This is a genomic window from Aquimarina muelleri DSM 19832, assembly GCF_000430665.1.
Taxonomy (GTDB): Bacteria; Bacteroidota; Bacteroidia; order Flavobacteriales; family Flavobacteriaceae; genus Aquimarina; species Aquimarina muelleri.
This window is the reverse complement of sequence record NZ_AUML01000037.1, coordinates 29,795-49,788: the sequence shown is the minus strand read 5'-3', so window position 1 is coordinate 49,788 and position 19,994 is coordinate 29,795. Positions and strand designations below refer to the sequence as shown.

General features: G+C 29.9%; 18 protein-coding genes. 14 read left to right on the top strand and 4 right to left on the bottom strand.

What is annotated here, in order from left to right; all coding sequences use genetic code 11:
- Window positions 1-106 precede the first annotated feature (106 nt).
- A complete protein-coding gene (locus tag H527_RS0114855; RefSeq protein ID WP_027413435.1) occupies window positions 107-592 on the bottom strand; it encodes an acyl-CoA carboxylase biotin carboxyl carrier protein subunit in 486 nt (161 codons plus the stop codon).
- 209 nt (window positions 593-801) lie between these two features.
- Between H527_RS0114855 and H527_RS0114850 the strand changes: the two genes are divergently transcribed.
- Window positions 802-1,401, top strand: a complete 600-nt coding sequence (locus H527_RS0114850) for a LysE family translocator (protein WP_027413434.1) — start codon at window positions 802-804, stop codon at window positions 1,399-1,401.
- 34 nt (window positions 1,402-1,435) lie between these two features.
- Here the strand turns inward: H527_RS0114850 and H527_RS0114845 are convergent, their stop codons facing one another.
- The gene (locus tag H527_RS0114845; RefSeq protein WP_027413433.1) at window positions 1,436-2,449 is read right to left on the bottom strand and encodes a metal-dependent hydrolase; all 1,014 of its coding nucleotides are present in this window, start codon (window positions 2,447-2,449) and stop codon (window positions 1,436-1,438) included.
- Complete coding sequence (locus H527_RS0114840) at window positions 2,449-3,639, bottom strand: hypothetical protein (protein WP_027413432.1); 1,191 nt, start codon at window positions 3,637-3,639, stop codon at window positions 2,449-2,451. The genes H527_RS0114845 and H527_RS0114840 overlap by 1 nt, the downstream gene beginning before the upstream one ends.
- Window positions 3,640-4,096: 457 nt before the next feature.
- Here H527_RS0114840 and H527_RS0114835 point away from each other — a divergent pair, with 457 nt between their 5' ends.
- From H527_RS0114835 to H527_RS0114775, 13 genes are all read left to right on the top strand, one after another.
- Window positions 4,097-4,501, top strand: a complete 405-nt coding sequence (locus tag H527_RS0114835) for a response regulator (RefSeq protein WP_027413431.1) — start codon at window positions 4,097-4,099, stop codon at window positions 4,499-4,501.
- Window positions 4,502-4,950: 449 nt separating this feature from the next.
- A complete protein-coding gene (locus H527_RS22265; RefSeq protein WP_162143824.1) occupies window positions 4,951-5,379 on the top strand; it encodes a response regulator in 429 nt (142 codons plus the stop codon).
- 154 nt (window positions 5,380-5,533) lie between these two features.
- Window positions 5,534-8,206 carry a TonB-dependent receptor gene (locus tag H527_RS0114825; RefSeq protein WP_027413430.1) on the top strand — a complete coding sequence of 891 codons (2,673 nt, stop codon included), beginning with the start codon at window positions 5,534-5,536 and terminating at the stop codon, window positions 8,204-8,206.
- Entirely contained in the window at window positions 8,203-10,035 is a 1,833-nt protein-coding gene (locus tag H527_RS22260) for a YfiR/HmsC family protein (RefSeq protein ID WP_051316789.1), read from the top strand. The genes H527_RS0114825 and H527_RS22260 overlap by 4 nt, the downstream gene beginning before the upstream one ends.
- A 113-nt stretch (window positions 10,036-10,148) precedes the next feature.
- Window positions 10,149-10,940, top strand: coding sequence for a hypothetical protein (locus H527_RS0114815; protein ID WP_027413429.1), 792 nt, complete (start codon window positions 10,149-10,151; stop codon window positions 10,938-10,940).
- A 128-nt stretch (window positions 10,941-11,068) separates the two neighbouring features.
- Complete coding sequence (locus H527_RS24020; RefSeq protein WP_155837910.1) at window positions 11,069-12,532, top strand: AAA family ATPase; 1,464 nt, start codon at window positions 11,069-11,071, stop codon at window positions 12,530-12,532.
- A 364-nt stretch (window positions 12,533-12,896) separates the two neighbouring features.
- A complete protein-coding gene (locus H527_RS0114805) occupies window positions 12,897-13,583 on the top strand; it encodes an ATP synthase subunit B family protein (protein ID WP_027413428.1) in 687 nt (228 codons plus the stop codon).
- Window positions 13,584-13,594: 11 nt separating this feature from the next.
- On the top strand, window positions 13,595-14,713 hold the full coding sequence (locus H527_RS0114800; protein WP_027413427.1) for a TMEM70/TMEM186/TMEM223 family protein: 1,119 nt from the start codon (window positions 13,595-13,597) through the stop codon (window positions 14,711-14,713).
- Between the two features lie 35 nt (window positions 14,714-14,748).
- Window positions 14,749-16,563, top strand: a complete 1,815-nt coding sequence (locus H527_RS23200; protein WP_051316788.1) for an OmpA family protein — start codon at window positions 14,749-14,751, stop codon at window positions 16,561-16,563.
- Window positions 16,564-16,652: 89 nt separating this feature from the next.
- Complete coding sequence (locus H527_RS0114790) at window positions 16,653-17,423, top strand: ABC transporter permease (RefSeq protein ID WP_027413426.1); 771 nt, start codon at window positions 16,653-16,655, stop codon at window positions 17,421-17,423.
- Between the two features lie 4 nt (window positions 17,424-17,427).
- Window positions 17,428-18,255, top strand: a complete 828-nt coding sequence (locus tag H527_RS0114785; protein ID WP_027413425.1) for an ATP-binding cassette domain-containing protein — start codon at window positions 17,428-17,430, stop codon at window positions 18,253-18,255.
- A 98-nt stretch (window positions 18,256-18,353) separates the two neighbouring features.
- Entirely contained in the window at window positions 18,354-18,809 is a 456-nt protein-coding gene (locus H527_RS0114780) for a tRNA (cytidine(34)-2'-O)-methyltransferase (protein WP_027413424.1), read from the top strand.
- A gap of 71 nt (window positions 18,810-18,880) precedes the next feature.
- Window positions 18,881-19,120, top strand: a complete 240-nt coding sequence (locus tag H527_RS0114775; RefSeq protein ID WP_081414618.1) for a VF530 family protein — start codon at window positions 18,881-18,883, stop codon at window positions 19,118-19,120.
- Window positions 19,121-19,272: 152 nt separating this feature from the next.
- Here H527_RS0114775 and H527_RS0114770 read toward each other — a convergent pair whose 3' ends face one another.
- Window positions 19,273-19,776 (bottom strand): hypothetical protein, encoded by a 504-nt coding sequence (locus H527_RS0114770; protein WP_027413422.1) that lies wholly within the window; start codon window positions 19,774-19,776, stop codon window positions 19,273-19,275.
- Between the last annotated feature and the right edge of the window lie 218 nt (window positions 19,777-19,994).

The window sequence follows — 19,994 nt, the reverse complement described above, 5'->3', positions numbered from 1 at the left end:
TTCTGTACCCTTCATTATACTTTAACTAAGTAAAATACGGGTGTAGAATTTGCTAATTACTATTTTAATTTAAAACCTATGGCTTTATACTATGCTTAATTAGCGTTTATTCGAATTCGATTAACAATTGTCCTTTGTCTACGGCATCTCCTTTGGTTGCAGAAATGGATTTAATAACACCATTTCTGGGCGAAAGGATAAGGTTTTCCATTTTCATAGCTTCCAGAATAAGTAAAGGGTCATCTTCGTTAACTTCTTGCCCAACTTTTACTTGTATGTCTAATAATAAACCTGGCATAGGGGCTTTAATGGCATTTATCTGTTTTGAAGAACCTACAGAAAATCCCATTGCTGCAATTCTAAGATCCAGATCATTGGCTATAGAAACCTGATAGGTTGTATTGTTAACTTTTATAGAATATTTTTTGGAAGTGAAATCTGATTGTGCAATCTCTGCATGATAAGATTTGTTGTCGTAGAGTATGTGGTAAGAGGTGTCTGAGTTTTTTATAGAATTTATTTCTGAAATATCCTGATCTGTAAGGTCAAACTCAAAATCTTTATCAACTCCAACTTTGTATGTAGTGTGCATATGTATGAATATTTGATATGCAAGATATAAATAGATATTAAAAAGTACCAAAGATTGGGTAGAAGTTTATTCCTTAAATTTATGGACTATCTTCTGTATACATTTTAAGATGTGTTAAAGTGATATGGTATAGTTATTTATATATTTGACACTCCTGTTTTTGGTTGTACATATAAAGGGTGAATAGTATAGGTGTTAAAAGGGTGTAAATGTATTTATTAGAAGGATATGCGATAGGATTGGGGATGATTATTTTTATAGGTCCTGTTTTCTTTTTGTTATTACATAGTAGTATTCAGTATGGTTCTAAAGCAGGAGTTGCAGTAGCTTTGGGTATAATTTTTAGTGATATAGTTTGCGTAATGCTATGTTATTTTGGTTTGTCTTCTTTTATACTAGTGCCACAGCATCAATTTTGGATTGGGAGTATTGGTTGTATTTTACTTTTTGTAATGGGAGTTAGTTATATGTTAAAAAAAGTTCGCCCAACGATAACATTTTTTATCGAGCCTAAAAGACTTTCTGGTTTTTTCTTAAAAGGATTTAGCGTTAATTTTTTTAATCCTTTTGTTTTTATGGTTTGGATTGGAGTGTATAATTATGGGCAGTATACATATCCTGAGGATGGAGTGTTACTAATTTTTATTAGTGCGGTTTTGGCAGGTATTTTAACAACTGACCTTTTAAAAGTGTTTTTATCTAAAATGGTGAAGAGGTTTATTTCTACACAAAGATTGTCTTTGCTTTTTAAAATTACAGGGGGTGTTTTAATACTGTTTTCTATACGGTTATTGTATTTTGTTTTTTAGGTATTCACAGTATTCTAAATTAGAATTACGAGGTTTAAGTTTTGCCTAAAACTCTATTAAAAAGTTTTTTTAATAGGGGAGAGGCTTCTTCCATATCTCTTTCTCGTTCTTTAGCTTCCAGAATTCCTTTGTCATTATAAAACAGCTCATAACTAAAAACAAATCTACTGGCTTCTTTACCCATTCCTAATTGTCCGAACCTTAAATCATTAAAAAAGAGTTTGCCATCGGTGCTTTTTTCTATGGTATACCATCCTTCGGATAATTTAATTAATCTAGGTAGTAGAGGATCGTTTTTCATAGCTCCAAGTAAGTGGTGGTCTTTTGAGTATTCTGAAAAAGTAACCACAGGGTCTTTATCTAATAAAGAATAGTAGCCAATTAAGAAAGAATCTTTTGTTTCTATATTTGCAGACCATAAAATACTATTTAAGGCGGTGGGTTTGGTTTGTATTTCTTTATATTGAATATGTTGATTGTCTAAATTTGTTTGAAACACACCGTATGTATACCATTTTAACCCTAATGTTATTATCATATATATGCTGCTAATATATAAGCCTATGGTGTTAAAGGTTCTTCTTTTAGGGTGTGTTCGTTTATAAAACATTGCTAAAATCACAAAAATTAAAAAAGGTACTGTATAAAGAGGATCTACAACAAAAATATTCTTGAAAGAGATTTTATACTCGAAAGGCCAAAATAATTGTGTTCCCCAAGTGGTAAATGCATCAAGAATAGGGTGTGTGAAAAGACCAAGAAACATTAATTTGGTCCAATCTTTCCAGCTTGCTTCTTTATTATTATAAATTTTAGCAATTCCCCATCCTAATATGGGAGCAGCGAGAATGCAAAATAATATGGAGTGAGAAAACCCTCTGTGTAATTCGTTTGCAGTAATAGTATCTACAAAGAATTTAGATAGTACATCCAAATCAGGGATAGTGCCTGCGATAGCACCCCAAAGTAATGCTTTATTACCTACTTTTTTTCCTAAAGTAGCTTCGCCTACGGCGGCACCTAATATAATTTGAGTTAATGAATCCATTATTTTGATTGTAGTTTAAAAGGGTTTCTTATTTCATACTCATTTGGTGAAATTAATTCTATTAATGGTTTTAAAAGGGTATTAGAGATGGAGTTTCCGTGTCTTACATATAGTTTCATATCTACAGGTTTAGCACCTACAGAACTTTTTATGGTTTCGGCAGTTCTTCCTAATCTAAGTTCTTCTGCGTTTTTACTAATAGCCAAAGTGACGTAATTGTATAACATTTTTTGGTAGATAGCGTATTTTGTATTGTAGTTATAATCGATACCAATATGATTTGCTTCTATTGTATTGTCTTGTATAAAAGAGGTAGTAAAGCCTACTAGTTTCTGCTCCAAAAAATATCCAGTAAAAATAAAAGAGTCTTTTAGTTCTTTTTTTAAGCTTTTAAAGGTAGAAGCATTTAATTTTTCTATTTTAAAATCCGCTTTTTCGATAACGGATAAATAAAGGATGTTAATTTCGTTTTTATAAGTACTAATATCTTCTGAAGTAAAATCCTTTATAATGATATTTTCTGATTTTTTAAAAACATTTTTAGCTCGGGTTCTAAATTTTGTTTTAAGACTAGTTAAGTAATCTTCAAAAGTATGCCAGTCAGAGTGTATTTTTAAAACCATATTTACATCGATTTTAAATTCTCTAAAATCATGTTTTTTACTATAATCACTTTGGCTAAAAGATGTAGGCCAAAATTCTTTTAATAATATAAAAGATGGTTTGTTGGAGTTTTTAGATTTTCGTATTTCTTTTAATGCATTAGATAAACTGTCATATATCATTCTAGAAGAAACAAGATTTGAGTTGTACACAAAACCATGTTCACCACAAGAGAATAAATTTCCACAAATTAAAACCCCGACTTCGGTATTTTTTAATAAAGTATTTTTGATAGTATCACTTATTCTACAAGGAAATCCTTGAAGCTTTAATTGTTCAGGATTGAATTTTATAAGTTGTGTTGTAGCAAAGCCAACTGGAGTGTTTTTATCATAAAATAGTATATATCTAAAACTAATAGTTTCAGAAAGGGTACGCTCTAATGTTTTTAAATAAGATAAAGAAAGAAAAATGTTTTTTTTGGGGTTTACTAAATCCCAATTAATATTAGGAATATCATTGATGTGATTATAAAAAACATAGCGTAATGGTATGTTTTTATATTTGTTGTTTAATTTATGAACCATGTATCCCTAACTATAATTCTTAGACAGATCTAGTCTGATGTGCTTCAAATTTACATTTATTTTTTAGAGTCTTTATTAAAAGTATTTCAAAACTACTATTAATACTATTTACAATTTGAATTTACCGTAATAAAATGTTCTTTTTTCGCTTCAAGTATCAGAATAAAAATAAACCGTAGCCCTGCTATGCTTAATACCAGATCGATCCTGGTACAAGCTTTTCTTCTTCACTGAAACAAAAAAATCTTAATTTTCTTTTCCAATAAACTCAAACTACAAATGGTATAAGTATATATTAGGTCATGGTTATTTATTAGATGAAGAAACGATGGTTTTATATAAGTAGAGCATTTTAACAGGCTATTTATGCTTTTAAACGAAAACAATTTGATAAGTATAGTTTTGTTATGGTAATATGAATTAAGTTCATTTACTTTGAGCGTAATTGGAAACTTAAATGAATACATTGGTTAATTGTGTCTTGTTAATAGATGATGATAAGGCTACTAATTTCTTTAATAAAAGAGTGGTAACGAAACACGAAGGATTTAAAGAAGTATATACGGTGCAAAGCGGTATGGCTGCTCTTGAATATTTGATTTCTGTAGGGGATAATAAAGCTACAAAACCAGATCTTATTTTTTTAGATATTAATATGCCCGCAATGAATGGCTGGGAATTTTTAACTGAGTTCTCTAAGTTAGATCATAACTTAACGAAAGATATTAAAGTTGTTTTATTGTCTACATCTTCTAATCCAGATGATGTTAATGCCTCTTCCAAAAATCATTCTGTTGATGATTTTATTAATAAACCTTTATCCTTAAATTTATTAGATAGTGTATTAGAAAATCATTTTTAGAAACCATAGTTTGTATTCTTATTAATGTGCTTCTTCGGATTTTATTTTCATGCTAATATAAGATATAAGTAAGAAAATCATTTTTCTTCCGACTAAAAGACAATCATTTACCTGATTTTTTTGTATTTAAACGTTAAATGGCTACCTGTTTCTTTAGTTTTTTTACTGCAATAATTATTTTTTAAGTTATTTTGTAATGGGGATTTGTATGAGGAAGTGATTTCTTACTAATTAAAGAAAAAGGAAAACAAAAAATAGTATATCAGAATTATAAACTTTATGATAGTCTGTTGATTTAAATCAATAAGTCTAAAGCAGTTTTCCGAGACAAGTATCGGAGAATTAAACTCTACAATATAGATTAAAGGGTTAGAGTAATTTTGGTAGTCACACACTGAATCTATTTTTTTTGGGGGATCGTTAAAAAAATATATTTAAAAATGGAAAAAATGAAACATTTTCTTTTAGTAGATGATAGTAATGCTACTAATTTTTTTAATAAAACAATAATAAAAAAAACAGAATGCGTAGAGGAGGTATTGATTGCAAAAAATGGTAAAGAAGCACTGGATTATATAAAATCAGGAATATCTCCTGAAATACTTTTTTTGGATATTAATATGCCAATTATGGGGGGATGGGAGTTTTTAAAAGAGTTTCAAAAACTAGATAGCGATTTAAAAAAATCTATTGTTATTGTTTTAATGATTGGTGCAAAGCTTAGTGAAGAAGAAATGGAAAAAGCAAAAAGTTTTTCTGAAATAAAAGAGTTTCAAGAAAAAATGCTAACAAAAAATATTGTTTGTAATCTAGTTACCAAATATTATGGTAATTCAATTTCTAAGGTGTGTAATGAATTGAGTGGTTTAATATCATAAAAATATAAAAGATGTGATTTTGTAATACGATTATTTATAATAGCTTTGAAGAGAAATTATATATAATCTTTAAAATTTAAATATCATTAAAATTAAGATAAAAAAAAGCGCTCAAAGTTTATCAAAGCAATATAAGACACAAAGTGTTTTTGTATTGTTTTTTTGCGTTGTTTTTGGAGTTTTTTCTCAAACAAAAGCAGTTATAAAGGGTAATGTTTCTGATCAGTTTGGTAATTTACCTGGAGCAAAAGTTTTTATTGAGAGCACAGATAAAAACACGACTACTGATATTATTGGTAATTATAGTTTTGATGTAGATGAAGGAGAGTATATAATAACATCGGGATTTGTTATGTATACTTCTGTTTCTAAAACGGTAACAGTAAAAGCGGGAGATACATTAACAGTTGATTTTATTCTGGAAACAGGATTTTCTATAGATCAACCAATTTCACTTGGATCAAGAGCTAAACCAAAATCGCTTTTAAAAAATACTGCAGCGGTAGATATTATATCACCGCAACAATTAATTAACTCTTCTCAGGTAGAATTAACTCATATTTTACATTATCTGATTCCATCTTTTCATTCTACAAACCAAACCATTGCTGATGGTACAGATCATATAGATCCAGCAACTCTAAGGGGATTAGGGCCAGATCAGGTACTCGTATTGGTTAATGGTAAACGAAGACATAATAGTTCCTTGTTAAATGTTAATGGTACTGTTGGTAGAGGGTCTGTAGGTACAGATTTTAACGCAATACCTATAGCTTCTGTAGAACGTATTGAAATATTGCGAGATGGTGCTACTTCACAGTATGGCTCTGATGCGATAGCTGGGGTAATTAATATTATACTAAAAAAGCAGATTGAAACTATTCAGGTAGATAATAGAGTTGGTGTAAATACAAAAGGAGACGGGCTTCAGGTATATTCTTCAGCAAATTTTGGACTAAAAATAGGAGAAGAAGGATATGTTAATGTTACTGCAGAATATAGAGATAAGGAATCTGTTAATAGAGCAGGAGATTATACAGGAGCTGTATACACTAATAATACTACTAATGATCAAGTATTAATAGCTCAAAATGATTTTTTTTCTCAAAACACATACTCAGATAAGCAAGTAATGGAGATTGGTAGTGCAGAGACACAAAACCTTGCGCTATCATTTAATGGAGAAATACCTATGTCGGATTATGCTACATTTTATATGCATGGCGGTAGAAATTATAGAGAAGGTAAGTCTAAGGGGTTTTATCGTTTTCCGAAAGATCAGGATAAAGTTGTCTTAGAACTTTTTCCTAATGGTTTTTCTCCAGAAATTCTTACAGATATTCAAGATGATGCAATTACAGGTGGTATAACTGGTATTAAAAATAATTGGGATGTAGACTTTAGCCATTCTATAGGAGTAAATAGATTGGATTACACCGTAAATAATTCTAATAATGCCTCTATGGGGGTTACCTCACCAAGAACTTTTTATGCAGGAGGTTTTTTATATAAACAAAATACTACTAATCTTGATATATCAAGAACATTTGATTGGTATAGCGGAGTAAATATAGCCTTTGGAGCAGAATTAAGAGTAGAAAACTATCAAATTATAGCAGGAGAAGAAGCATCCTATGTTAATGAAGGAAGCACCTATGTCAATACCCAAGGAGTAGAGTTGCCACGAATAGTTGGAGCGCAGGTTTTTCCAGGGTTTCAACCAGAGAATGAGTTAAACCGATTTAGAACAAATAGCTCAGGGTATATAGATGTTGAAGCAAACTTAACCGATAAATTATTAGTAAGAACAGCTGCCAGATATGAAGCATATAATGATTTTGGAGGGCAAGCTATTTGGAAACTATCAGGAAGATATAGGGTCAAAGATGCTATTAGTGTTAGAGCAGGATATTCTACAGGGTTTAGAGCTCCATCTCTTCATCAAGTGTTTTTTCAAAATATAAGCACACAATTTATCAATGGAGAGAGTATGCAGGTTGGTACTTTTAATAATGAAAGTGCTGTTACAACAGAAGCATTTGATATTGGAAAACTAAAACCAGAATTATCCAGTCATTTAAGTGCAGGAATAAGCGGAAAATTATATGAGAATATTACTTTTAGTTTTGATTATTATTTAATTAACATTAAAGATAGGATTGTTTTATCAGGTAGGTTCGCTAATGGATATGAGGATATATTAAAACCTTTTGATGTTGGTGCGGCTCAATTTTTTACTAATGCTATTGATTCTAGGACTTCTGGTTTTGATATGTCATTATTCTATAAAACAATACTGGGAGCAGGAAAGTTTAATACATCTATAGGTGCTAATTTGACAAAAACCAAGGTAAAAGGTCCAATCAAAGTGTCAGAAACATTAATAGGGCAAGAAAAAGTGCTTTTTAATAGAGAGGAAATAGCAAGGGTAGAATCTGCACAACCAAATTATAAAGTAAATTCTTTAGTGTCGTATGAGTTGGATAGGTTTAGGTTTCAATTAATAAATTCGCTTTTCGGAAAAGTCAAATTTGTTTACCCAAATGACGGAAATCCTGATAATTGGGTAGTAAATGATTTTACTGGAGTAATAGAAACTAGAGATCAAACATTTTCGCCTAAGATAGTAACAGATGCAGCAATTTCGTATCAGATTAATGATTTTGTAAAATGTACAATTGGAGGAAATAATATTTTTAATGTGTATCCTGATAAGCATAAACACTCTGCAAATACAGAAGAGGGTAATTTTCAATATAGTAGACGAGTACAACAGTTTGGCGTTAATGGATCCAATTATTATTTGCGATTATTACTTATATTATGATATATAGACATCAAAGTATATCTATTATATACTCTAGCTTTACTATAATTGTTATATGGTTTGTTGCTTTGTTTTCGCCACTTAAAGTACAAGCCCAAGAAATAGAAAATGAAGAAGTAAAGAGATTACAACGAGCTATATTCATTTTTAACTTTGCACAACAGGTAGGGTGGCCAGATATACAAAAAAATCAAGATTTTAAAATAGGAGTTTTAGGACCCGATCGAACTATATTAGATCTTTCTACGCTAGCTAAAAAACGTAAAATACACGATAAAAATGTTGAGATAGTTCGATTTCAGTTTGCGAAAGATGTAAAAGATATTCAGTTATTATATGTAAATCATAAATATAATTACGATATACATTATATTTTAAATAAAATTTCAGGTAAAAATATACTATTGGTTAGCGAGGATTATAATTTTAATGCCTCAATGATCAATATGGTTAATGTAGGGGATTCTTTTGAATATGAGATAAATACAAATCGCATATATAAAGAAGAGTTAGCTTTTACATCTTCATTAAAAAAGCACGCAATCACTTCTTCTGAAAAATGGAAACGTCTATATCGCAAAACAGAGAAAGTATTGTATAAAGTTCAAGAAGATAAAAACAATCAAGATATTATAATAAAACGTAAAGAAAATCAGATAAAGTATCAAAAAAACAAAATAAAAGATCACAAAAAAGAAATATTTAATAAAGAAGGAGAAATAGAAGAATTATATACTCAAAACGAAATACAACTAAAAAAATATGAAGAAAAAGTTGTGATAGAGAGAGAGTTAGAAAAAAATATTCAAGAGCAAGTAACCTTTATTAAAAATCAAAACGAAAAAATAGTAAAAAGTAATCAGGAAATTAAGCAACAGAAAGATTTTTTGATACGGCAAATAGATAAAATAAAAGAACAAGAAAAGATCTTAAACAAACAAGCAGATAAGATTAGTTTACAAAAAAAAATAAACATATTACTTATTGTTTTAATCCTTTTGGCTATCGGAGCTAGTTTTTTTATCTATAGAGGGTATGTAGAAAAGAAAATATTTAATAAAGAGTTAGAAAATAAAAATAAAGCTATACATGCACAATCTTTAGAGCTGGAAATTAAGAATCAAGAACTAGAGCAATTTGCATATATAGCTAGTCATGACTTGCAGGAACCCTTAAATACAATATCCAGCTTTATAGGAATGTTGGAAGAAGATTATGGTGAAAACTTTGACGATGTAGGTAAAGAAAGTATGATCTTTATAAAGGATGCAAGCATACGTATGAAAAAACTAATCGATGCTTTATTAGAATACTCAAGACTAGGTAGAAGCAGAGATTATCAAAAGGTAGATTGTAATATAATTTTGGGAGAATTAAAAAATGATCTAAAAAGTATTCTAGATAAAACCAAAGCACAAGTTAGTATAGAAAAATTACCAGAAGTAGAAGGCTCAGAAATAGAATTGCGGTTGTTATTTCAAAACCTTATTAGTAATGGTATAAAATTTAGAATACCAGATACAATACCAATAATACATATATCATCTACCCGTATAAATGACCCAGAAAATAAGTCTAAAGGCTATTGGCAATTTATGGTAAAAGATAATGGTATAGGGATTCCAAAAGAACATCAGGAACGAATATTTGCTATTTTTCAACGGCTACATTCTAGAGAAGAGTATGAAGGTACTGGTATTGGTTTGGCACACTGTAAAAAAATAGTCGAAGCTCATGGAGGTAAAATTTGGTTAGAATCTAAACAAGAAACAGGAAGTACTTTTTATTTTACAATCCCTTTTCTAAAGAAAACATTTTCCCCCTCCTAGATACCCCTGAAAACAGTGCATGTTTTAATGAAAATACAGAGTAATTTTATGTTATATTATTAGTAGGTATAGCGTTTATACTTATCGATTAGAAATTATTAAAAAATAAAAATATGGGTTGGGATATAAGCTATCATCCAATATCAGAAAAACAAATTAAGGCTTGGTATTTTGATGTATTAGATAATCAAAATTTAATAGAGCAATTAGCTTCGGAAAATGATATAGAAGATTTTTATAAAGAGAAGTATGCCGAAACAATTAAAATAGGAATACAAACTAAGGTAGACGATGTGTTTGATAAAAGTCATGGATATTATATAGCTGTTATTCAAGGGTTTTTTCAGAAATTTTTCTACACCAGAGGTTCTGCTCTTTCATTTTCTGAAAACCAATTGCTTAAAAAATATTTTAAAAAATGGGAAGAGTTTTTGCCAAACGAAAAACGAATTAAAAACGTAAACAATCAAATTATAGAGAATTATTGCTCGGGTGTTTACATCCCTAAAGATAAAGTAATAGAATTAATCGATGATTATAAAAGTGAACCTGAAATTAAACAAGAATTAGATCAATTGTTTTCCAATAATAGGATACATGTTTTTTTTAAAGCATTGAGCTTTGCAAAAGATAATCATCTGGGGTTATTAGAAGCAACAGAGGTAATTGAGCCTAATCCAATAGATTTAAATAGTTCTTCTTGTTATTCAAATTTATTTAATTGCGATCCAGAAGGAGCTATGCTTTATAGACAAGCAGCTATGGAACAAATTGAAGAGATGGAGAAAAAGGAAAACTTAGAAACAGGAACTATAGCATCAAAAGCAGAATATAAAATAACCAATGTCGACCCAATTGAGAAGAAGGAGAAGAAAGGACTTTGGAAGAAAATATTTGGGAAATAAAATATATTCAGGAAAGCCTTATAAGTTTACTTGTTAATTATTAGGTGTAATAGGCATTTTTTTATTTTTATCAAGATAATAAATCTCAGTTACTATATTTGTTTAAAAAAATTTAAAAATAGAAAGTATTGGAAATCTCTTCAGACTATATAAATATCCTTAAAAGAGAAGGAGATAAAGCACTTACAGTTTGCAAATCTCTAAATACTAAGACAGAATTTACAAACACGATTTCTTCAGTTGTAAAAGATGATTTTCGAGGAGTTAGCTACAAGGCAGAGCATATTCTTTTAAGAGATGTTGTAAAGGTGTTTGAAGGTTTTTTGGATATACATCAAGGTTCTTTTAAAGTAGTAACAAAGATTAAGTTTATTTTAGTTTATTTTTATGAAAAGCTACAAGGCAGAGATCTAAGTGCAACTTATGATTTAAAAAAACTAAATGAGCTACCCTTATCTTCACATTTTGATAAGAATATAAATATTATCAGGACTGCTTCTTTTTTTGAAGCTGTAGAGGAAATGGAAAATGAATTTGTTTTACCCTCTATATTACTAAAAACCCAAAGCGAACAAGCACTAAATATTATTTCGTTTATAAATAGAATAGCTTTACTTATCGTAAACGCAGATGGTACAATAACAGAAAAAGAACGAGGGTTTTTAAAACAAATGTCTGATAAAACAAATAACCCAAAGATATTTATTAAAAAAGCAAAATATAATGAAGTTCCTGAAGACGATACTATAGAGATTGTACTTCAGGAATTGAATGAATTAATAGGTCTTAGTGATATCAAAAAAAATATAGAAGACCTTACTAATTTTTTACAAATTCAAAAAATACGAGAGGAAAAAGGATTAAAATCCTCAAACAACTCTTTGCATGCTGTTTTTATGGGACCTCCTGGTACTGGTAAAACAACAGTAGCACGTTTGTTAGGTCGAATATATAAACATTTGGGGTATTTAGAAAAAGGACATTTAGTAGAAACAGATAGAGCAGGAATGGTAGCAGGGTATGTTGGACAAACGGCTATCAAAGCAGACGAAATTATTAAATCAGCAATTGGAGGTGTTTTGTTTATAGATGAAGCTTATGCGCTTACTTCTGGAGGATTGAATGATTTTGGCTCCGAAGCAATCGAGGTGTTACTAAAACGAATGGAAGATTATCGGGATGATTTGGTTATCGTTGTAGCAGGTTACCCAGATGAAATGCAAGGATTTATTCAGACCAACCCAGGATTACAATCCAGATTTAACAGGTATTTTAAGTTTGATCATTTTACAGCAGTTGCATTATTAGATGTTTTTAAGCTTTTTGCAAAAAAATCAGATTTTAAACTAACAGAAGATGCAGAAGAAAAATTAAAAGAAATACTAGACAGAATTTATGAAAAAAGACATAAAGGATTTGGTAACGCAAGAACAATTAGAAACCTATTCGAAAAAATTATAGAAAGACAAGCTAATAGAATTATTTCGATAGAGCCAATTACCGAAGAAATATTAATGACGCTAACTGAAGATGATATTCCTGAAATATTAAAAACAGTAAAGGAAATCATTCTTTTTGAGGTAGAGGAATAAAAGAAAAGAGCTTATAGAGTTTAATATAAAAAAGTATCTTGGATTGTGAAAAAGTAAATAAGGAAGAAAAACCAGAGACTTAGAAACCAAATTTTTGTTGTTTTTTTATCATAAAAAAGTGTATTTTTAGAATTTTATACACTTGGATTCTAAATACTTATTGGTGTAATAAATAAAACGAAACAAATCTAAATAAGATAACACTAATACAATAAGGTAAACAGGTATAAAATTATTTGTTTAGAAAAAACAGGTAATTATAGGGCTAGGTTAGGTTAAAAAACAGGTTGTTTATTATAATTTGCATAAATTTACACCTTGATCAGTATTTTAGTACTAATACGTTTATCAAATATAATTTTAAATGGCTAAAGAAAAATTTAATTGGAAAGGTCTTTTTATAAATGACCAAACATCCGAAGAAAAAAATATTACAGAAACATCACAACAATCACAACCTAGTTCTAATTCTTTTCCAGAATCTAGTAAACCAGTTTCAAAATTCCCAGAGCAACCACCAAAAACAACGTTGGTAAGCGATAATGTATTAAATACTGTAATAGAAATGTACGAATCTGGTTTTGATTCTCTTAATAAACCAGGATATGATTTTTATGAATTCTTTAAAGCTATAAAAGCAGTAGGTTCAAACGATCCATCTGTATATAAGATGGCATTAACAATGGCACAAGGTGTAGATAACAGTGTGACCAAAGATACACTTCTTACACAAGCAGATTTTTATATCAATGAAATAGAAAAAGTACATAAACAGTATCAAACTAAAGGTAATGGTAAGAGAACAAGTATATTAAATGCTCAAAAAGTAAAAAAGGATACCTTAAGTGTAGAGATTTCTGATTTAGAAAAGAAATTAATAGAAATTCAGAATCAAATAAGCGTAAAGAAAAATATGCTTCAGTCTTTGGATGCAGATATAATGTCAGAAGTTTCAGAAATAGACCAAAAGATAGTTGCTAATGATAAAGCAAGATCAAAAATATTAGAAACGATAGTAGCTGTTGTAAACGGAATTAAAAGTAATATATAAGCAATACATTAATGGATCAAGAATCAAAAAGTCATTTATTAGATCTTCCTATTCTTAAACATTTCGATGATGAAAAAGGAGAAATATCTTTAAATCCTAAAAATTGGAGAAATGGCGAAAAAGGATTAAATGCTTTTCTTAAAATAGCATTATTTGCAGGATTAGGATATGCCGCATGGGTATATGTTCTTCCGCCTTTGTTTACGGCATTAGGACAAATCATAGCACTTGCAGGAGTAGCTGTTTTTGTTATATTTTTCATTTTGATGTTACCAGTAATCTTTAAATTTTTGCGTAGAGTAACAAGAGGAATTCACAAGTCGTTGATTAAACACGACCCTTTTGGAGAATTGCAGGAACAAAAAGAAAAAATGCTGTTGAACAGAAAAGTGTTTAAAGATTCTAAAGCAAAAATTAAAGCCTTAAAGAGTAATATGGAACTAGAGGCATCCCGAGCAGAAAAAGAATCTAAAGAGTTTCAGGATCACGTATTAACGTTACAAAAGCAAGCAGAAACTCTTCGAAGCAAGATGGAAAATATTATAGCTCAAAAAGGACAGGCGGGCAAAGATACAGACGAGTATGTAGAGTTACATAGCGCTTTGGCAAAAAAACTATCACAATCACAACAAATTGCTCACCAATTAAAACAAAGTAAAAGCTTTATTCAAAAATACGGTAGTAGAGCTAATGTAATGGGTAAATTAGATAGAAAACTAACACTTGCAGGAACCGCTATAGATATTAAAATATCAGATTTTGAGGTAACCATAAAAATGTTGGAAAAAGAATATCAATTTGCTAAATCCGCAAAAGCAGCAACAGATGGCGCCAAATCAGCAATGCTATTTACTAAAGATTGGGAACTGGAATACGCATTAGATGTAATAACAGAAACTATTGCGATGGATATAGCAAAAACACAGGAAAATCTAACCGATATCGATATGTTAACCTCTAAGTATGATATGGATAGCGATGAATTATATTCGCAATTAGATACACTGGCAGATAATATTAAAACAGGAAAAGACTATATACCAGACTCTAAAAAATACAAAAATCCTAACTATAAACTAACAGCAGAAGACAAAGATGCTAGTGGTGGTTTTGGAAATATGTTTGACTAACTAACTGAAATAAAAATTATTATAAAAATTAAAAAATGGGTAAAATCTTAAGAACGAAGAAACTCACAACATTATCCGAGCTTATCCTTGTAATTATTTTACTAGGAGGTATTCTGGGGGCAGTATATTATTTTGCTCCAGGATTAAGAGTTGGAGAAGCTAAACAATTAGACGAACTAAACATAAATAAAGACGAAGTAGATAATATTACAACTTCAGAAAAATTAGAATTACCATCCACCAGTCTTTCTAGCGATGTAAAGAATAAGCCACTTGTTAGAATGGCAGCCTATGCATGGAACGCTCAGTCTGGTATAATCGTATCTAATGGAGGTCCAAAAACTACAAAAGGTTCTCTAATGGAAAAAAATGGAGTTAATTTAGAAATAATTCGCCAAGATTGGCTTTCTGAATTAAGAAACATGCAAATGAAATTTATAGAGGAGTTTGATAGAGGCGAAGAATTTCCTGATGCAGATAAAAGTGCATTTGCAATTATGATGATGGGAGATGGTGCACCTTTTTATATTAGTACTATGCAACAAGCACTGGATGATAAATTTGGGAAAGATAAATATCATGTGCAAGTGGTTGGAGCTGTAGGGCTTAGTTATGGTGAGGATAAATTAATAGGACCACCAAGCTGGAAAGTAGATCCAAAAAGTATGAAAGGAGCTTTAATTTCTGCAGTACTTGGAGATGGGGATTGGGTTACCGCTCTTAACTATGCTTTTGCTAATGGTTTAAAAGTAAATCCAGATGTTACTACCTATGATCCAGATGCAGTAAACTTTTATCCATCACAAGATGATGATTACATAAAATCAGCAGAAGAACTTATCAAATCTCAAAAAGCAGGATGGACAGTTCCTCTTAAAGAAGTCAAAAATGGAAAACTAACAGGTAAAACAATAAACAAAAAAGTAGATGGATGTGCTACTTGGACACCTGGAGATAAAATGGTTTTTGATGCCTTAAGTGGATTTACAGATATTATCTCTACAAAGGAGTTCAATAATCAAATGGCAACAACGGTAATTGCCGTTAAAGAATGGTCTGTAAAACATCCAGATATTGTAAGTAATATCTTAAAATCTGCTTTAACAGCCTCTAATCAAATGAAACAATATGATGATTGGAGAGTAAGAGCGTCTGAGGCAATAGCAAAAACATATGACTTAGAGACACCAAAATATTGGTATGATATGTTTAAAGGGCAAAAAGGAAACAAAAATGGAATCGACTATAATATGGGAGGATCCAGAGTTTTCAACTATGCAGATGTAATGCAATATTATGGGATTACCGATGGGACTAACCGATACAAAGCAGTATACAATCAAGTATCTTCTTATTTAAGTGAACTTAATCCCTTTGGGTTTAATGAGTCTGTAAAACGGATAGTACCTTATGATGAGGCTGTAAATCTTTATTTTATCAAAAATATCAATGATATAGATGCAGGTTCTGCTTACAAAGCAGATTATACTAAAGAAGCAGAAGAAGTACTTGCTTCTGGAGAATGGAATATTAATTTTGATACAGGAAGTGCTAATATTTCAGGATCTTCGGCAAAAACTTTAGAAACCATATACAACCTTCTTATTCAAGCAGAAGATACAAAACTTAGATTAGAAGGGCATACAGATAATACTGGATCGACACAATCTAATTATGATTTGTCGCAACGAAGAGCACAATCAGTAGTGAATTTCCTTAGAAGTAAAGGAATACCACAATCTCGTTTTCAATCCGTAATCGGAAAAGGAGAAGATCAACCTATTGAAGCTAATACTACAGAAAAAGGTAGAGCAAAAAATAGAAGAGTAGTGATTACACTTTTAAAGTAATATGATAGTAAACTAATAAGAGCCGTCTTATCTATACAGGATAATTTATTCTATATATAAGACGGTTTGTTTTTAGAAACCAGTCTTTTATGAAGTATTTGTTTAAACCATTTGAAAAAATAAGTAAAAACAATCGATTGTTAATCATCGGTGTATGGATAGTCATAGTTCTGGCTTTCTGGTTCATTTCCAGTATGGGAGATAGGCATTTATTTCCATCTCCAAAGCAGGTGCTAACAGGGTTTACAGAACTTTATAATGAAGGTTTGGTAGTACACATAGGTAGTTCCTTATTATTATGTGTAAAAGCAATATTAATAGCAGTAGTGATTTCTCTAATAGTTACTTATTTATCCACTATTCCTGTAGTAGCGCCGATAGCAAAGACATTAAGTAAACTTCGTTATCTTCCACTTACCGGAATATCATTTTATCTTGCGATTCTTATTAGTGATGCAAGAACCATGCAAGTATGGGTGCTTGTTGTATTTATGAGCACATATCTCACCACATCCTTATTAAGTATGATTAGTTCTATACCACAAGAAGAGTTTGACCATGCACGATCTCTACAATGTAACCGATGGGAAGTACTTTGGGAAGTGGTTATAAAAGGAAGAATAGATTATGTAATTGAAGTGATCCGACAAAATTTAGCAATTGTTTGGATGATGTTAGTTACGGTAGAATCTATTTTGGTAGCAGCAGGAGGATTAGGTTTCTTGATCAAAAATTCAGATAAGTTTATGAATCATGGTAGGATTATAGCATTACAAATAGTAATATTATTGGTTGGTTTGTCTATAGATTTTGTATTAGACTACTTAAGAAAAACTTTTTTTAGATACTCTAAAATTTAGATAAATGAATTATAGTACGCATAATACATTATTATATGTAGAAGATTTAAGTGTCGCTTATGGTGATAAAACAGTAATAAAAGATATTAAATTTGTAGAAAAAGATGTCGTTAGAGCAAATAATGTTACAGGACAGGTAATTGCTTTTGTAGGTAGATCAGGTAGAGGTAAATCTACTTTGTTTAGAGCTATGACAGGTTTAGTGAAACCAACTACTGGTAAAATATTGATAGCTGATACTACTACAGATTCAGAAAATGATGCAAAAGAAGTACATGAAGGAGATATAGGCTTTGTAGATCAAAAATATACGTTGTTTAGAAATAAAACAGTATATCAGGCATTATTGTTTGCACTACGTAAAAAGAATATCTCTAAAGAAGAAAAACATAATCTTATAATGAGTTATTTATCGGATTGGGGGTTAGAAAAAGCAAAAGATCAATATCCTAATGAATTATCAGGAGGACAAAGACAGCGTACCGCAATTATAGAACAGATTTTATGTTCTGGTCATTATATGGTATTAGATGAGCCATTTTCAGGTTTAGATGTTGGTAATATAGAAGATGTTAAAAAAGCATTTCATTTAATAACCTCTACTCATGAGTTTAATACTATTATATATTCTACACATGATATAGAGTTAGCAGTTGAGTTAGCAGATAGTGTATATGTAATAGGGTATCCTACTATTAATGGTAAAAAAGAGGAGTATGGTACCATAGTAAAACATTTTGATATGAAAGAGCTAAATCTGGCTTGGAAAGATTATGGATTGGATCATATCGAAATAGTAAAGCAAATAAAAGCAACTATGTTGGCTTCTTAGGTAGTATTTGTGTGATTAAAGTATTTAAGCTTGAAAAATATAATATCAAGTGATGAGGGTTATGTTTCATAGTAAAAATTAAAAAGATATAAATACGTATGGGGTATAACATTGTACTCATAGAACCAGAAATCCCTATGAATACAGGAAATATAGGTCGACTTAGTTTAGCATCAGGATCTAAATTACATTTGGTAAAACCTTTTGGTTTTGAACTGAATGACTCCCGATTAAAAAGAGCTGGTTTGGATTACTGGAAACACATTTCTGTACATATTTATGATAGTATAGAAGAGTTTTATTTGTTGAATAAAGATAAAAATATGGTTTACCTATCCAGTAAAGCAAAGGAAGACCACTATTCTATAGATTATGAAGACGATATGTTTTTAGTCTTTGGAAAAGAATCTGTAGGATTGCCGGAAGATATAACTACTAAAAACTTAGATAAACTTTATAAAATACCAATGTATAGCACTCATATTAGAAGCCTAAACTTAGCTAATGCTGTTAGCATTGTTGTTTACGAAGGATTAAAAAATATTCACAAATAATTAAAATTATTTATAGGCTATTTCAAAGCTAAAATGAGATAAAAGATTAAATACTTTAATTCGTCATTAAAATGGACAATAAGGACCTGAATAAAGAACAACCAAATAATCCTTTACATGGGTTGAAATTAGCGTATATATTAGAGTTTTTAGTAGAATATTATGGTTGGGAACGATTGGCGATGAAAATCAATATTAACTGCTTTAAAAAAGATCCATCAATTAAGTCTAGCCTTAAATTTTTAAGAAAAACACAATGGGCAAGAGATAAGGTAGAACAGCTTTATCTTAAAGTGAATAAAAATATTTAAAAAAAAGAAGAGATTAAGCAGTGTAATATAAAGATTAATTTAATTTACATTTTAGAGTTTAATTCTCCGAGGCTTGCTTCGAAAACAAAATATATTTTCAGAAACATACTTCGTGACTACCTCCGAGGTTATTGATTCGTTATAGAGAAATTTTACTTAGTGATTTTTTTCCATGCAATCCTTAAGATAAAAAGTAAGGCTAAAAAGAATAATAATAAATATTGAATCCTTCCAACAAAAAATACTCCAAAAAACATTTTTTGTAAAACGTAGGTTATTATAAAAGTAATAGCAATTATCACAAATAATCCAGAAAGTTTACCAAATCCTGGTATTAAATACATAGGGACTGTTTTGTTTATAATAAATAGGACTATTATCATCGCAATTATAGGAACAAAATAGGCAAGAATATTAATCTCGAGCAAATTTGTTTTCAAAAATAAAAAACTATATGCAGTTATAATCAAAGCTAATAATCCAGGGATAGTTACTGCATACACTAGTAAACTATATAAGAGTGTAATTGGTGATTTAAAATTTCTTCTATTAACTATAGCAAGACCTAATAAGGATATGAAAATAAGGATGGTAAAATAACCTATTATAAGAAAGGGGTAATTCTCAAACCATTGAATTATATCTTGTACTGTCATAAATTATTTTATTAAAGGAATGGATCAATTTTTATTTTAGGAAAATTTTATAGAAGATAAATTTAGACTTTAAACCATTAATAAAAAAGTAGAATTTAAAAGTAATAATTTACTTCTATGATTTATAGAAGTATAAAAACACCAAACACCCTGTTTTCGGGGTACTGTATTTTCACTGAAAAGAGTGTTTGGTGTAAGAACAAAATATATCAAATTTG

Excerpts from the sequence above, each read along its gene's own strand:
- H527_RS0114785 (WP_027413425.1), top strand. The coding sequence starts at position 17,428 with ATGAATTATAGTACGCATAATACATTATTATATGTAGAAGATTTAAGT.
- H527_RS0114790 (WP_027413426.1), top strand. The coding sequence starts at position 16,653 with ATGAAGTATTTGTTTAAACCATTTGAAAAAATAAGTAAAAACAATCGA.
- H527_RS0114815 (WP_027413429.1), top strand. The coding sequence starts at position 10,149 with ATGGGTTGGGATATAAGCTATCATCCAATATCAGAAAAACAAATTAAG.
- H527_RS0114845 (WP_027413433.1), bottom strand. The coding sequence starts at position 2,449 with ATGGATTCATTAACTCAAATTATATTAGGTGCCGCCGTAGGCGAAGCT.
- H527_RS0114780 (WP_027413424.1), top strand. The coding sequence starts at position 18,354 with ATGGGGTATAACATTGTACTCATAGAACCAGAAATCCCTATGAATACA.
- H527_RS0114840 (WP_027413432.1), bottom strand. The coding sequence starts at position 3,639 with ATGGTTCATAAATTAAACAACAAATATAAAAACATACCATTACGCTAT.
- H527_RS22260 (WP_051316789.1), top strand. The coding sequence starts at position 8,203 with ATGATATATAGACATCAAAGTATATCTATTATATACTCTAGCTTTACT.
- H527_RS0114775 (WP_081414618.1), top strand. The coding sequence starts at position 18,881 with ATGGACAATAAGGACCTGAATAAAGAACAACCAAATAATCCTTTACAT.
- H527_RS0114855 (WP_027413435.1), bottom strand. The coding sequence starts at position 592 with ATGCACACTACATACAAAGTTGGAGTTGATAAAGATTTTGAGTTTGAC.
- H527_RS0114850 (WP_027413434.1), top strand. The coding sequence starts at position 802 with ATGTATTTATTAGAAGGATATGCGATAGGATTGGGGATGATTATTTTT.
- H527_RS0114800 (WP_027413427.1), top strand. The coding sequence starts at position 13,595 with ATGGATCAAGAATCAAAAAGTCATTTATTAGATCTTCCTATTCTTAAA.
- H527_RS23200 (WP_051316788.1), top strand. The coding sequence starts at position 14,749 with ATGGGTAAAATCTTAAGAACGAAGAAACTCACAACATTATCCGAGCTT.
- H527_RS0114770 (WP_027413422.1), bottom strand. The coding sequence starts at position 19,776 with ATGACAGTACAAGATATAATTCAATGGTTTGAGAATTACCCCTTTCTT.
- H527_RS22265 (WP_162143824.1), top strand. The coding sequence starts at position 4,951 with ATGAAACATTTTCTTTTAGTAGATGATAGTAATGCTACTAATTTTTTT.
- H527_RS0114835 (WP_027413431.1), top strand. The coding sequence starts at position 4,097 with ATGAATACATTGGTTAATTGTGTCTTGTTAATAGATGATGATAAGGCT.
- H527_RS0114805 (WP_027413428.1), top strand. The coding sequence starts at position 12,897 with ATGGCTAAAGAAAAATTTAATTGGAAAGGTCTTTTTATAAATGACCAA.